This is a genomic window from Microbacterium gubbeenense DSM 15944, assembly GCF_000422745.1.
GTDB lineage: Bacteria > Actinomycetota > Actinomycetes > Actinomycetales > Microbacteriaceae > Microbacterium > Microbacterium gubbeenense.
Genome location: NZ_AUGQ01000006.1, coordinates 1 through 14,505, shown reverse-complemented (window position 1 = coordinate 14,505; position 14,505 = coordinate 1). Strand labels below are relative to the sequence as shown.

Genomic DNA, 14,505 nt, shown 5'->3' with positions numbered 1-14,505 from the left:
TTGGTGCCCCTTGCCGGTCAGAACACGAGGTAGATGACGAGAACGATCGCGAAGCCGACGACCGATTCGATCGCCTGCTGAACGGTCCAGACCTTCAGCGTGGTCTTGACGTCCATGTTCATCAGGCGCCCGACGAGCCAGAAGCCCGAGTCGTTCACGTGGCTGCCGAAGACCGAACCGGCGGCCGTCGCGAGAGTGATGGCCGCGACGTCGATCGCGCTGAAGTCTCCCGCTGCGACCGCCGGCGCCATAAGCCCGGCCGTCGTCACGAGCGCGACGGTGGCGGAGCCCTGTGCGAGGCGCAGGAGCACAGCGATGACGTAGGCCGCCACGATGATCGGCAGCCCGAGGTCCGAGAGAGTATCGGCGAGCGCGTCGCCGATACCGGACGCACGCAGCACGCCACCGAACATTCCGCCGGCGCCCGTGATGAGGATCACCGATGCGACCGTGCCGAACGTGCCGTCGACGAGCTTTTCGAGCGCCGAGCCGTTCTCGCCGCGTGCTGTGCCGAGCACGAGCAGCGCGATGATGACCGAGATGAGGAGGGCGACGGGAGCGGTGCCGACGAGTGCGAGCGCCTGCACCCACGCGGCGGATCTATCGACCGCGCCGATGGATCCGAGGGCGTCGAGGCCGGTGTTCAGAAGGATCAGCAGGATCGGAATGAGGAGGATCATGATGACGACGCCGGTGTGCGGCGCCTTCTTCGGCTGGTCTTCATCAACGGTGCCGAACAGCGCGGGCACGGCGAGCGGGATGCGCTTGTTGATGAACGAGCCCCAGAGGTGACCCGAGACGTACCACGCCGGAACCGCGACGACGATGCCGAGCAGCATCACGATGCCGAGGTTGGCGCCGTACAGCTCGGTCGCGGCGACCGGGCCGGGGTGCGGCGGCACGAACACGTGCATCACGGAGAAGGCCGCGGCACCGCTGATCCCGAAGATCAGCAGGTTGTTGCCGCCGAGGCGTCGCGCGACCGCGAAGATGATCGGCAGCATGACGACGAGCCCTGCGTCGAAGAAGATCGGGAAACCGAGCAGCAGCGACGTCACGCCGAGCGCAAGCGCCGCGTGCTTCTCGCCGAACACGCGCACCATCAGATCAGCGATGGCTTTCGCACCGCCCGACGATTCGATGAGCTTTCCGAGGATCGCGCCGAGCCCGATGAGCAGGGCGACGGATCCGAGCGTCTTGCCGAAGTCGCCGACCAGCGTGTCGACGATGCTGCCGAGCGGCAGTCCCGTCGCGAGCGCCGTCAGGAGCGAGACGAGAACGAGGGTGAGGAAGGCGTGCAGGCGCACCTTGATCACGAGGAACAGGATGACCACGACCGCCACGGCGGCGATCGCCAGCAGCGGCCCGGCTCCGAGCGTCTGAGTCCACTCTTCTGTCATGGGATTCTCCATTGAACGTGGTTATGCGGCACGAGAACGGCAATGCCCTCGCACGTTAAAAGTACTACTTATGACAAGATAAAGTAACACCATTGCGCTGGGAATGGAACCCGGCGGAAGGAGTGCACGATGGCGAGCGACATGCACGGGGACATCACCTCGACGCTCGGTGCGCGCATCGCTGCGGGCGAAGTCCCACCCGGATCTGTTCTGACGCTCGCGCAGCTCGAGCGCGACCACGACGCCTCCCGCACCGTCGTTCGCGAGGCCGTGCGCGTGCTCGAGAGCATCGGCATGGTCCGCAGCCGAAGGCGCGTCGGAATCACGGTGCAGTCGCGCGAGGACTGGGAGGCCAACTCGCCGCAGGTGATCGAGTGGAATCTCCAGGGCCCCTTCCGCCAGCAGCAGCTGGAAGCGCTCATGGAGCTGCGGGTCGCGGTCGAACCGACGGCCGCGATGCTCGCGGCTGGCCGGGCGACCCCCGCGCAGCGCGCCGAGCTGAGGCGCCTCGCCGACCGCCTGCGCGAGCTCAGTGATAGGGGCCTCGGCGCATCCGACGATTTCCTGCAGGCCGACGTCGAGTTCCACTCGCTGCTGCTGTGCGCGTCCCGCAACCCGCAGCTCCGGGCGCTGTGCGACCCCGTCCGCGAGGTCCTCACGGGGCGCTCCCGCCTCGGGATGACGCCCGCGACGCCGGCTGCGGGCACCGTCGCGGAGCACAGCGCGGTCGCCGACGCGATCGCTCGGGGCGACGCCGACGAGGCCGAACACCACTCGCGCGAGCACATGCGCTCCGTGCGGTCGGAGATCCGCGCGGACGGATCGCTCGGCTGATCCGCCGAACTTCGCAGCGACCGCCCCTATTTCGCCGCGACCGCCGCGTCGTACAGGTCGCGCGCGGAGATGCCGGACGAGGCGGCGACCTCGCGGGTCGCGTCCTTGAGACGGGATCCGGCCGACACTCGTGCCTGCACCCCGGCGAGCGCCTTCTCGAGGGTCCACGCGACGTCCGGCGCGCCGGCCACCACGAGCACGACCTCGCCGCGCACGCCGCCCGCGGCCCAGTCCGCGAGCTCCGAAAGGGTTCCTCTGACGACCTGCTCGTACAACTTCGTGAGCTCGCGGCAGACGGCGCCGCGGCGGTCGTTGCCGAATACCTGCGCCATATCGCGCAGCGTCTGCTCCGTGCGCGTCGGCGCCTCGAAGAACACGAGCGTGCGCGGATCCTCGGCGACGGCGTCGAACGCCCGGCGCCGCTCCCCTTGTTTGCGCGCCGCGAACCCCTCGAACGCGAACCGATCGGTCGGCAGGCCCGATATCGCCAGCGCGGTCAGCACCGCGCTCGGGCCGGGGATCGCGGTGACCTCGACACCGGCCTCCACGGCCGCCGCGACGAGGCCGTAGCCCGGATCGCTCACGGTCGGCATGCCCGCATCGGAGAGCACAACGAGGTCCTCGTCGCGCGCTAGAGCGACGAGATCCGCCGATACGCGCTTCTCGTTGTGGTCGTGCAGCGGGATCAGGCGCGGCCGGTTGGAGATATTCAGCGCCTGCAGCAGCCGCTGTGTCGTGCGGGTGTCTTCAGCGGCGACCACGGTCGCCGCTTCGAGCACCTCGATGAGCCTCCGGGATGCGTCGCCGAGATTGCCGATCGGGGTTGCCGCCAGGATGATCATGCGACTCAGAATAGAGTGGCGACGTGACCGAACGCTCGATGACCCCGCGTGGCACGCGCATCCTGGCTTGGGCCCTCGCTGTCGGCATCACGCTCGTCGCCGCGATTCTCCGGATCGCGGGAGTCGGCGGCCCCGCGACCCTGATCTTCGACGAGACCTACTACGTCAAGGACGCATGGAGCCTCTGGAACCTCGGCTACGAGGGCACGTGGGGCGACGACCCGAACGCCGCGTTCGAGGCGGGCGACGTCGACGGCTATTCCGCCGAGGGATCGTTCGTCGCGCACCCGCCGGTCGGCAAGTGGCTCATCGGCGCCGGTATGGCGCTGTTCGGCACAGGGCCGTTCGGCTGGCGCATCGCCACGGCGATCATGGGCACGCTGCTCGTGCCGCTGCTGCACGTCGTCGCAAAGCGGCTGACCGGATCCGTCTGGCTCGCCGGTGTCGCCGCCGCGCTCCTCGCGATCGACCCGCTCGCGGTCGCGATGAGCCGCATCGCGCTGCTGGACACCTCGCTCGCGCTGTTCATCCTGCTCGCCTTCTGGTTCGTGCTGCTCGACCGCCCGGGCACCGTCCGGCGGATCCGCGCGGGCACCGACCGGATCGCGGGCCCGATCGTGTGGCGGCGCCCGTGGATCATCGCGGCGGGCGGCGTGCTCGGTCTCGCCTCCGCCGTGAAGTGGTCGGGGCTGTACGCGCTCGCGGTGCTCGGCATCGCGATCGTCGTGATGGACGCGATCGATCGCCGCCGCGCCGGGGTGGACCGGTGGGTCGAGTCGGCGATCGGGCGCCAGGGACCCGCATCGTTCGTGCTGCTCGTGCCGCCGGCCCTGGTCGTGTACCTGGTCGGCTGGACGGGCTGGTTCGCGACCGACGGCGGCTACGACCGGCAGTCGTCGACGAATCCGTTCGTCGCGCTGTGGAACTACCACCGCACGGTGCTGGACTTCCACGGCAGCGTTACGGCGGGGCACACGTACGCGAGCCCCGCGGCCGAGTGGATCCTGATGCTCAACCCGACGCTGATGGAGCGCACGAACGGCGACGACGGCGCGGTCGGGCTCATGGCGGCCCTGCCGAACCCGGTGCTGTGGTGGGCGGGCATCGCGTGCGTCGTGTGGCTGGCGGTGCGGATCTTCATCGCGCTCGCGAACAAACGCCCGATCTCCGGCACCGATGGGTTCCTGCTCGCCGGCATCTGCGCGACCTACATTCCGTGGCTGCTGCTGCCGAGCCGCACGATGTTCACGTTCTACGCGATCACGGTACTGCCGTTCGTGATTCTCGCGGTCGTCGTCACCGCCTCGCGCCTCCGCGACCACCCGGATCCCGATCGCCGTGTCGTGGCCGGCACGGCCACGACGGTCGCTCTGACCGCGATCTTCCTCGTCGGAATATTCTTCCTGCCGTTCGGCACGGGCTGGGTCGAGCCCGAGTGGCTCTACAAGGCCCACCTCTGGCTGCCCAGCTGGTACCTGTAGAAACGCGTGAGCGCCGCCCCGAGGGACGGCGCTCACGCGTTTCGGGTCACCTGGACTCGAGCGGGTGCCCTCCCACGCGCCCCGAGCCGTCCTGCGGGTCGATCGCGGTGATCGCGTCGACCTCGGCGGCGGTCAGCTCGAAGTCGAACACGTCGAAGTTCTGCTCGATGCGCGAACGGTTCACCGACTTCGGGAACACGATGATGCCGCGCTGCAGGTGCCAGCGGATGACGACCTGCGCCGGCGACCGGTCGTGCGCCTCGGCGGCCGCCTGGACGGCCGGGTTCTCGAACAGCGGGTACTTGCCCTGACCGAGCGGGCCCCACGACTCGATCCGCGTGCCGTTCTTCTCGGCCCAGTCGAGCACGTTCTGCTGCTGGTAGGCGGGGTGCAGCTCGATCTGGTCGATGGCCGGTACGACGCCCGTGTCGGCGACGATGCGGTCGAGGTGCTCGGGCAGGTGGTTCGACACGCCGATCGAGCGCGACAGTCCGGCGTCGCGGATCTCGATGAGCTTCTGCCACGCGTTCGAGTAGGTGTCCTGTTGCGGCACGGGCCAGTGCGTCAGGTAGAGGTCGACGTAGTCGAGGCGCAGCTTGTCGAGGCTCTCGCGGATCGCCGCGTGCGGCTCGTCGCCCGCCTGCCGGTCGTTCCAGAGCTTGGTCGTGATGAAGAGCTCATCGCGCGCGATGCCGCTCTTCTCGAGCGCCGCGCCGACGCCCTCCTCGTTCCGGTAGATCGCGGCGGTGTCGATGTGGCGGTAGCCGACCTCGAGGGCCTCGCTGACGGCCTTCTCGGCCTCCTCGGGCGGAACCAGGAACACGCCGAAGCCGAGCTGGGGGATCTCGTAGCCGGAGTTGAGCTTCACAGTGGGAACAGTCATGCCTCCACCTTAGGCACCCTGATCGTTCGCGCGACGGGCCCGTCATAGACTGAAACGCCATGCCTGTCCTCTCCTTTCCCTCCGACCTGCCGGTCAGCCGGGCTCGCGATGAGATCGCCGATGCGATCCGCGCGAACCAGGTCGTCGTGGTCGCCGGGGCGACGGGATCCGGCAAGACCACCCAGCTGCCGAAGATCGCGCTGGAGCTCGGGCGCACGTCGGTCGCGCACACCCAGCCGCGCCGGCTCGCGGCGCGCACGATCGCCGAGCGCGTCGCCGAAGAGATGCAGGTCGACCTCGGCGCCGAGGTCGGCTACAAGGTGCGCTTCACCGATCAGGTGTCGAACGCGACGCTCGTCACGCTGATGACGGACGGGATCCTGCTGAACGAGATCCACCGCGACCGGCTGCTGAGCCGCTACGACACGATCATCATCGACGAGGCTCACGAGCGCTCCCTCAACGTCGATTTCCTGCTCGGGTACCTGAAGCGGCTGCTGCCCGAACGCCCTGACCTCAAGGTGATCATCACCTCGGCGACGATCGACCCCGAATCGTTCGCGCGGCACTTCGCCGATCAGAACGGCGAACCCGCCCCCGTGATCGAGGTCTCGGGCCGCACGTTCCCCGTCGAGATCCGGTACCGGCCGTTCGCTGATCCTGGAGAGAACGCCGACCCCGACATCGACGAGCGCGCCTACGACGCCGACGACGAGGTCGCAGCGATCGTCGAGGCGCTGAAGGAGCTCGACCGCGAGCCCGCGGGCGACGTGCTCGTGTTCCTCCCCGGCGAGGCCGAGATCCGCGACGCGGCGGACGCCGTGCGCGGCGCGTTCGGCGGATCCGCTCGCCCGACGGAGGTGCTTCCCCTCTACGGGCGCCTGAGCGCGGCCGAACAGCACCGGGTGTTCGAGAAGTCGACGCTCGCGGGCCTGAAGCGGCGCGTGATCCTCGCGACCAACGTCGCCGAGACCTCGCTGACGGTGCCCGGAATCAAGTACGTGATCGACGCGGGAACGGCCCGCATCTCGCGCTATGCGAGCCGTGCGAAGGTGCAGCGTCTGCCGATCGAGGCGATCTCGCAGGCGTCGGCACAGCAGCGCTCGGGCCGCGCGGGCCGCACCAGCGCCGGCATTGCGATCCGCCTGTACGGGCACGACGACTTCCAGAAGCGCCCGGAGTTCACCGACCCCGAGGTGCTGCGCACGTCGCTCGCCTCGGTCGTGCTGCAGATGCTGTCGCTCGGCTTCGGCGACGTGCAGGCGTTCCCGTTCCTCACTCCCCCCGACTCGCGCGGGGTGAAAGCGGCGTTCGATCTGCTGACCGAGCTCGGCGCGATCACGCTCACACGCGGCACGCCCCGCCTGACGAAGATCGGGCGTCAGATCACGCGCCTTCCGATCGACCCGCGCTTCGCCCGCATGCTCATCGAGGCGCAGCGCCGGGGCGTCACCGACGATGTGCTGGCGATCGTCTCGGGCATGTCGATTCCGGACGTGCGAGAGCGGCCGGAGGAACAGCGTGAGAAGGCCGATGCGGCGCACGCCCGGTTCCGGGATCCCGCGAGCGACTTCCTGAGTCTGCTGAACCTCTGGAACCACCTGCGCGAGCGGCAGAAGGAGCTCGGTTCGAGCGCGTTCCGGCGCGAGGTGCGCTCGGACTTCCTGAACTACGTGCGCGTACGCGAGTGGTTCGACGTCAACCGACAGCTGCGCTCGCTGACGCGCGACGACCGGCGCGACGCGCGCGGCGATGCGCGTCGCAATGCGCCGAAGAAGCAGTCCGTGCCCGTCGAGGCGGCTCCGGAATCGGGCCACCCGCAGGGCGACGCGATCCATAAATCGCTGCTCGCGGGGCTCCTGAGCCAGATCGGGGTGCTCGACGAGCGCGACGCGAAGAAGGACCGCGGCTCGAAGCGGCCCGCGCCGGCGGCCTACCGCGGGGCGCGGGGCATCTCGTTCTCGATCTTCCCGGGCTCGGGGCTGAAGAAGTCGCGCCCGAAGGCCGTCATGGCGGCCGAGCTCGTCGAGACCTCCCGTCTGTTCGCGCGCACGGTCGCGGCGATCGACGTGGCCTGGGCGGAGGAGCTCGCCGGCGATCTCGTGAAGCGCCAGGTCTCCGAGCCGCACTGGTCGAAGGATTCCGGCGCCGCCGTCGCCCACGAGAAACTGACGCTGTTCGGCGTCGAGATCGTGCCGACCAGGCGCATCCAGTTCGCGCGCGTGGACCGCGCCGCGGCGCGGGAGATGTTCGTGCAGCACGCGCTGACGGAGGGCGATTGGGATCCGTCGCACCTCGCGAAGCCCGTCGCGCGGTTCCTGCGGCAGAACGCCGAGCTGAGAAGCCGCCTCGAGAAGCTCGAGGAGCGCGAGCGCCGCCGCGACATCCTCGCGGGCGACGAAGCCGTTTTCACGTTCTACGACGCGCGGATCCCGCCCGACGTGTTCGACGTGCGCAGTTTCGAGGCCTGGTGGCGCGAGGCTCTGCGCGCGACCCCCGATCTGCTCACGATGCGCGAGGCCGACCTCGTCGAGGGCGAGGCGACCACCGACGCGAAGGAGTTCCCTGCGACGTGGGTCCAGGGCGACCAGACACTGAGCCTCGCCTATCGCTTCGAGCCGGGCGCCGACGACGACGGCGTCACGGTCGTGATTCCCCTCGCGCTTCTCGCCTCCATCAGACCGGACGGGTTCGACTGGCAGGTGCCCGGGCTGCGCGACGAGCTCATCACGGCCATGCTGCGCGCGCTGCCGAAGGCGATGAGGCGGCACGTGGTGCCCGCCGCCGACTGGGCGGCGACGTTCGCCTCAGACCTCGCGGAGTCGGGCCCCGAGAACACCGCGGGCCGCCCCGAGACGGGCCTCGCACAGGCCCTCGCCCGCCTCGTGCAGCGACAGGCGAACCAGCCCGTGACGGCCGACGACATCGACATGTCGCGCGTTCCGGCGCACCTCACGATGTCGTTCCGCGCCGTTGATCACCGCGGCCGCGCCGCCGGCAGCTCTCGGGACCTCGCGGGTCTGCAGTCCCGGCTGTCCGCGAAGTCGCGCGATTCGGTCGCCCGACAGCTGGTCGCGCCGCGGCCGCGAAAGGGCGCCGCGTCCGCGGTGCCCGCCGCACCGAGCATCGAGCGGACCGGGCTCGACGATTGGAGCTTCGACGAGCTCCCGGCCGAGGTCGACACGCCCGTCGCGGGCGGCGTGGTGCGCGGCTACCCGGCGATCGTCGACGACCGCACCAGTGTGTCGATCCGGGTCGAGGCGACCGCGGAGGACGCCGAGCGGCAGACGAGTGCGGGGCTGCGCCGACTGCTGCTGCTCACCGTGCCCTCCCCCGTCGCTTACATCCAGGAGCACCTGTCCTCGCAGGAGAAGCTCGCACTGTCCGCCGCGCCGTATCCCTCGCCGAAGGCCGTGATCGAAGACGTGCGCGCCGCTGTGATCGACGGGGCGATCGCGCGCCGCGGCGCCGTGCGCACCCGCGCCGACTTTGACGCGCTGAGGCGCGAGGTGACGGCCGGATCGGTCGACGATGTCTTCGCCGGCGTGTCGCTCGCAGCGAAGATCCTCGTCGCGTGGCGCGACGTCGAGCGCGCGATGAAGAAGGCGAACTCGATGTCGCTGCTCGGCGCGCTGAACGACGTTTCGGGGCAGCTCGCGGGCCTCGTCCACCCCGGATTCGTGCGGCTGACGGGCCTCGACCGCCTCGCGCATCTGCCGCGCTACCTGCAGGCCGCCGCGGCGCGGCTCGAACAGCTCGCCGACCACGCCGGCCGCGATCGGGCGCGCATGACCGAGTTCGAGCGGGCCGCGGCGCTGTTCGCCGACGCGGGCGGCCGGATCCCCCTGCCCGAGCACGCGGATGAGCGCCTCGTGCGCGCGCGATGGCTGCTCGAGGAGCTGCGCGTGGGGCTCTACGCCCAGCAGCTCGGCACGGCCGAGACGGTGTCGGTGCAGCGGATCGCGAAGGCGCTCGCGTGAGCGGTTCCACGCGCCAGCGGCGCGACATCCAGGGGCTGCGCGCCGTCGCGGTGCTCGCCGTCATCGCGGCCCATGTGTTCCAGGTCCCTGCCGGCGGCTTCGTCGGCGTCGACGTCTTCTTCGTCATCAGCGGTTTCCTCATCACGGGGCTCCTGCTGCGCGAGTCGGGGCGCACGGGGACGATCTCGTTCCGGAGGTTCTACGAGCGGCGCGCGAAGCGGATCCTGCCCGCCGCGGTCGTCGTGCTCGTCGCCACGACGATCGCCTCGGTCGCGCTGCTCGGGAAGAAGGGCGGCATCGGGGTCGGGATCGATGCGCTCTACAGCGCGTTCTTCCTCGGCAACTGGCGCTTCGCCGCGGAGGGCGTGGACTACTTCGCCCAGGGCACGCCGCCGTCGCCGCTGCAGCACTTCTGGTCGCTCGGGGTCGAGGAGCAGTTCTATCTCGTCTGGCCATGGGTCATGCTCGCGATCATCGTGTTCGCCGCCTCGCGCGGCTGGTCGGCGCTGCGCGCGCGGCGCCTCACCCGTACCCTGATCGTGCTCCTCACCGCGGCGTCGTTCGGGTGGGCACTGTACGAGACGCAGGCGAACCACGCGTTCGCATACTTCTCCACGTTCTCGCGCGCGTGGGAGCTCGGGATCGGAGCGGTCCTCGCCTTCCTCCCCGCGCTTCCGCTCGGCCTCTGGTGGCGGCGCGCGATCGCGTGGGTCGGCATCGCGGGCATCGCCGCCTCGCTCGTCGTCGTCACCGAGTCCTCGCCGTTGTGGCCGGCGCCGCTCGGCCTGCTGCCGGTGATCAGCACGGCGCTCGTGATCGCCGCGGGGACCGATCCGTGGATCCTGTCGAACCGCGTCGCGACCTACATCGGCGACATCTCCTACAGCCTGTACCTCTGGCACTTCCCCATCGCGATCCTCGGCGTGACGATCCTCCCCGCGGGGTCGCTCGTGTACTACGCCGCAGCTCTCGTGGCGATGTTCGCGGCGTCGATCCTGTCGTACCACCTCATCGAGAACCCGGCCAGGCGCGCGACGTGGTTCGCGCGCCGCGAGGGGCGGATCCGCGGGCTCACGCGCGCATGGATCCCCGTCACGAGCGCGCTCGCCGTCGTCGTGCTGGTCGGCACCGCCGGCATCGCCGCCGTCTCGGTGGTGCGCGGCGACGAGCAGGCGACGGGGCCGGTCGCCGAGGTCGCGGCGCCGACCCCCGGCGCGACCGAGGATCAGATCGACCCCGCGACCGACTGCTGGGGCGCCGGCACGTCGCTCCACCCCGACGAGTGCGCGGAGGCCGATCTCACGCCGATCGTACCGTCGTCCGAGGATCTGCTCGACGACACCGGCGGCGCGTACCAGTGCTACAACGCGAGCGACACCGAGCTGAACTCCTGCACGTTCGGCGTCGAGTCCGACGATGCGACCCGCGTCGCGATCGTCGGCGACAGCCACGCCGCGGGCATGCTCCCGGCGCTCTGGCCGCAGCTCGAGGGGCTCGGCTGGTCGCTCGATACGTTCGTCGGGCGCGGTTGCGCGCTGACGCTCGTGACCGACGTCGTGACCGACTGCGACGTCGCCCGCCCGGCCATCAACGAGGCGCTCACCTCCGGCGACTACGACGTCGTGCTGGCGACGTCGACGCGCAAGTTCGGCAAGGATCAGGCCTCGCAGGAGGCGATCATGGCCCAGATCCGCGACGCCGGCAGCCAGCTCATCGTCGTCGAGGACAACCCGCTGCCGACGGAAGAGTCGATCGCCTGCACGACGAGGCTCGGCGCGAGCGCCGACAGCGAATGCGGCACTGCTGCCGATGTGGCGCTCGCCGACACGCACACGCTCGCCGCGGCGGCGCGATCCCTCGACCTGCCGGTCGTCGATCTCACGCAGTTGTACTGCGACGACGACTTCTGTCCCGGGATCATCGGCGGCGTGCGCGTCTACCGCGATGCGGCGGGTCACGTCACGGCCACGTGGGCGACCTCGATGAGCGCCCCGCTCGCGCGCGCCCTGATCGACGCGCTCTAGCGTTGTGCCATACCGCGCGCTCTCCGGTATCTTGATGTCGAGAGAATCCTCCCATTTCGACTGACCCTGGAGCGGCTCGACGTATGTCCAAGATCATCTATACCCACACTGACGAGGCCCCGCTGCTCGCGACGTACTCGTTCCTCCCGATCATCGAGGCGTACGCGGCGAAGGCCGGCGTCGAGTTCGAGACGCGCGACATCTCGCTGGCGGGCCGCATCCTCGCGCAATTCCCGGAGCGCCTGACCGACGAGCAGCGCATCGGCGACGCGCTCGCAGAGCTCGGCGAGCTCGCGAACGACCCGTCGGCGAACATCATCAAGCTGCCGAACATCTCAGCATCGACCCCGCAGCTGAAGGCCGCGATCGCAGAGCTCCAGGCCGCGGGCTACGACGTGCCGAACCTGCCCGAGTCGCCCGAGACCGACGACGAGAAGGACATCGCGGGCCGGTACGACAAGGTCAAGGGATCCGCCGTGAACCCGGTTCTGCGCCAGGGCAACAGCGACCGCCGCGCGCCCGGCGCGGTGAAGGCGTACGCGAAGGCGCACCCGCACCGCATGGGCGACTGGAGTGCCTCCTCGAAGACCCGCGTCGCGACCATGACGGGCAACGACTTCTTCTCGAACGAGAAGTCGTGGGTCTCCCCCGCCGATGACACGCTGCGCATCGAGCTCGTCGAGTCGGACGGATCCGTCACGGTGCTGAAGCCGTCGTTGCCGGTCCTCGCGGGCGAGGTCATCGACGGCACCTTCATGAGCGCCAAGGCGCTCGATCAGTTCCTCGCCGAGCAGCTCGCCGCGGCGAAGGCCGAGGACGTGCTCTTCTCGGCGCACCTCAAGGCCACGATGATGAAGGTCAGCGACCCCATCATCTTCGGGCACGTCGTCAAAGCGTTCTTCGCCGATGTGTTCGCGCAGTACGGATCCGACCTCGCCGCGGCGGGCCTGTCGGCGAACGACGGACTGGGCGCGATCTACGCGGGCCTCGGTGCCCTCGACAACGGATCCGAGATCCGTGCCGCGTTCGATCTCGCGCTCGAGCAGGGCCCCGCGGTCGCGATGGTGAACTCCGACAAGGGCATCACGAACCTGCACGTGCCGAGCGACGTCATCATCGACGCCTCGATGCCGGCGATGATCCGCGGCGGCGGCAAGATGTGGAACGCCGCGGGCGACGAGCAGGACACGCTCGCCGTCATCCCCGACTCGTCGTACGCCGTCGTCTACGACGCCGCCGTCGAGGACTGCAAGGCCAACGGCAAGCTCGACCCGGCCACCATGGGCACCGTTCCGAACGTGGGCCTCATGGCGCAGAAGGCCGAGGAGTACGGCTCGCACGACAAGACGTTCGAGATCCCGGCCGACGGCACGGTGCGCATCGTCACCGCCGCCGGCGAGACGGTGATCGAGCACGCGGTCGAGCGGGGCGACATCTGGCGCGCATGCCAGACGAAGGATGCGCCGATCCGCGATTGGGTGAAGCTCGCCGTCTCGCGAGCCCGCCTCTCGGGTACGCCGGCCGTGTTCTGGCTCGACGAGAGCCGTGCGCACGACGCGAACCTCATCGCCAAGGTGAACGAGTACCTCGCCGACCACGACACCGATGGGCTCGACCTGCGCATCCTCGCGCCGGCCGAGGCGACCCGCGTCTCGTTCGAGCGCATCCGCCAGGGCCTCGACACGATCTCGGTCACGGGCAACGTGCTGCGCGACTACAACACCGACCTGTTCCCGATCCTCGAGGTCGGCACGTCGGCGAAGATGCTCTCGATCGTGCCGCTCATGGCGGGCGGCGGGCTGTTCGAGACGGGCGCCGGCGGATCCGCGCCGAAGCACGTCCAGCAGCTGGTGGACGAGGACTACCTGCGCTGGGACTCGCTCGGCGAGTTCTTCGCGCTGGCCGCCTCGTTCGAGCACCTCGCCCAGACGACCGACAACCAGAACGCGCAGACGCTCGCGGTGACGCTCGACAAGGCGACGGCGACGTTCCTCGAGAACGACCGCTCGCCGGGCCGCAAGCTCGGAACGATCGACAACCGCGGTTCGCACTTCTACCTCGGCCTGTACTGGGCCCAGGAGCTGGCCGCGTCCGACGACGCCGAGCTCGCGGCGGCCTTCGGTCCCCTCGCCGAGACGCTCGCGAACAACGAGCAGGTCATCGTCGACGAGCTTCTCGCGGTACAGGGCAAGCCCGCGGACATCGGAGGCTACTACCGCTCCGACGAGGCCAAGACCCGTGCCGTGATGCGCCCGTCCGCCACCCTGAACGCGGCAATCGACCAGTTCTGACCTGGATCCCGGAGGGCCGGCCCTGTGCGCAGGGACCGGCCCTCCGGCGTGTCCGCTTCCGGTGACGGGTAGGTAGGTTCCGTGGGCGACGAGGATCCGTTTGCGTCACGGGAGCGCCGCGCGTACCGCTTCCGGTGACGCACACGTACCTTCCCGGCGCAACGAGGATCCGTTTGCGAAACGGGAGCGCCACGCACCCGACTCAGGTGACGGATACGTACCTTCCCAGCGCCAAAAGGATCCGTTTGCGACACCGGAGCCGCACGCCTCGCCGCTGACGACGCGGATCCCGTCGCGTCACGACGGCCCGCGCGGCTTCCGGTGACGCGTGCGTACCTTCCCAGCGCAACGAGGATCCGTTTGCGTCACGGGAGCCGCGCACCCGACTCCAATGACGCATACGTACCTTCCCAGCACCAAAAGGATCGGCGGTCTCAACCGGTAAACGCACCACCCGCCTACTCTGTCAGGTCTTCGTGCCGTAGGTGCCATGTCTGCGGTAGCGAGACCCAGCGATGCCGCCCCCGTATCCTCGAGGGATGAACATGAGTCGTGGTCGCGCAGTTGGGAGTGCTTTCTCCGCGAAGGAGAAGACGGTGCTGGATCTTCTGTGCAGCGGGGATCACCCGTACCGTGAACTGGCTCGCGAGCAGCTCCGCGTCGCGTCGTGGGGTGGGTACCAGCTCGACGAGTGCGACTGCTTCCTTATCTCGGTTCCCAAGTTGCCGAAGGCAGCCCGGATCAGGCACGGTGGCGGACCGTTCTCTACC

At 69.6% G+C, this 14,505-nt stretch carries 8 protein-coding genes; 5 read left to right on the top strand and 3 right to left on the bottom strand.

What is annotated here, in order from left to right; all coding sequences use genetic code 11:
• Positions 1-17 precede the first annotated feature (17 nt).
• Entirely contained in the window at positions 18-1,400 is a 1,383-nt protein-coding gene (locus G510_RS0105110) for a GntP family permease (protein ID WP_029152757.1), read from the bottom strand.
• Between the two features lie 129 nt (positions 1,401-1,529).
• Between G510_RS0105110 and G510_RS0105105 the strand changes: the two genes are divergently transcribed.
• Positions 1,530-2,234: a FadR/GntR family transcriptional regulator gene (locus tag G510_RS0105105; protein WP_036322035.1), complete on the top strand. Its 705-nt coding sequence runs from the start codon at positions 1,530-1,532 to the stop codon at positions 2,232-2,234.
• Positions 2,235-2,260: 26 nt separating this feature from the next.
• Here G510_RS0105105 and rsmI read toward each other — a convergent pair whose 3' ends face one another.
• Positions 2,261-3,076 (bottom strand): 16S rRNA (cytidine(1402)-2'-O)-methyltransferase, encoded by an 816-nt coding sequence (gene rsmI, locus G510_RS0105100; RefSeq protein WP_029152755.1) that lies wholly within the window; start codon positions 3,074-3,076, stop codon positions 2,261-2,263.
• Positions 3,077-3,099: 23 nt separating this feature from the next.
• Here rsmI and G510_RS15410 point away from each other — a divergent pair, with 23 nt between their 5' ends.
• Complete coding sequence (locus tag G510_RS15410) at positions 3,100-4,557, top strand: dolichyl-phosphate-mannose--protein mannosyltransferase (RefSeq protein WP_051216383.1); 1,458 nt, start codon at positions 3,100-3,102, stop codon at positions 4,555-4,557.
• Between the two features lie 46 nt (positions 4,558-4,603).
• Here G510_RS15410 and G510_RS0105090 read toward each other — a convergent pair whose 3' ends face one another.
• On the bottom strand, positions 4,604-5,440 hold the full coding sequence (locus G510_RS0105090) for an aldo/keto reductase (protein WP_029152754.1): 837 nt from the start codon (positions 5,438-5,440) through the stop codon (positions 4,604-4,606).
• A gap of 59 nt (positions 5,441-5,499) precedes the next feature.
• Here G510_RS0105090 and hrpA point away from each other — a divergent pair, with 59 nt between their 5' ends.
• The 3 genes from hrpA (at position 5,500) to G510_RS0105075 (ending at position 13,735) form a co-directional block, all read left to right on the top strand.
• A complete protein-coding gene (gene hrpA, locus G510_RS0105085) occupies positions 5,500-9,420 on the top strand; it encodes an ATP-dependent RNA helicase HrpA (protein ID WP_029152753.1) in 3,921 nt (1,306 codons plus the stop codon).
• Positions 9,417-11,444, top strand: a complete 2,028-nt coding sequence (locus G510_RS15405; protein ID WP_051216381.1) for an acyltransferase family protein — start codon at positions 9,417-9,419, stop codon at positions 11,442-11,444. The genes hrpA and G510_RS15405 overlap by 4 nt, the downstream gene beginning before the upstream one ends.
• An 83-nt stretch (positions 11,445-11,527) precedes the next feature.
• A complete protein-coding gene (locus tag G510_RS0105075; RefSeq protein WP_029152752.1) occupies positions 11,528-13,735 on the top strand; it encodes an NADP-dependent isocitrate dehydrogenase in 2,208 nt (735 codons plus the stop codon).
• Positions 13,736-14,505: the final 770 nt, after the last annotated feature.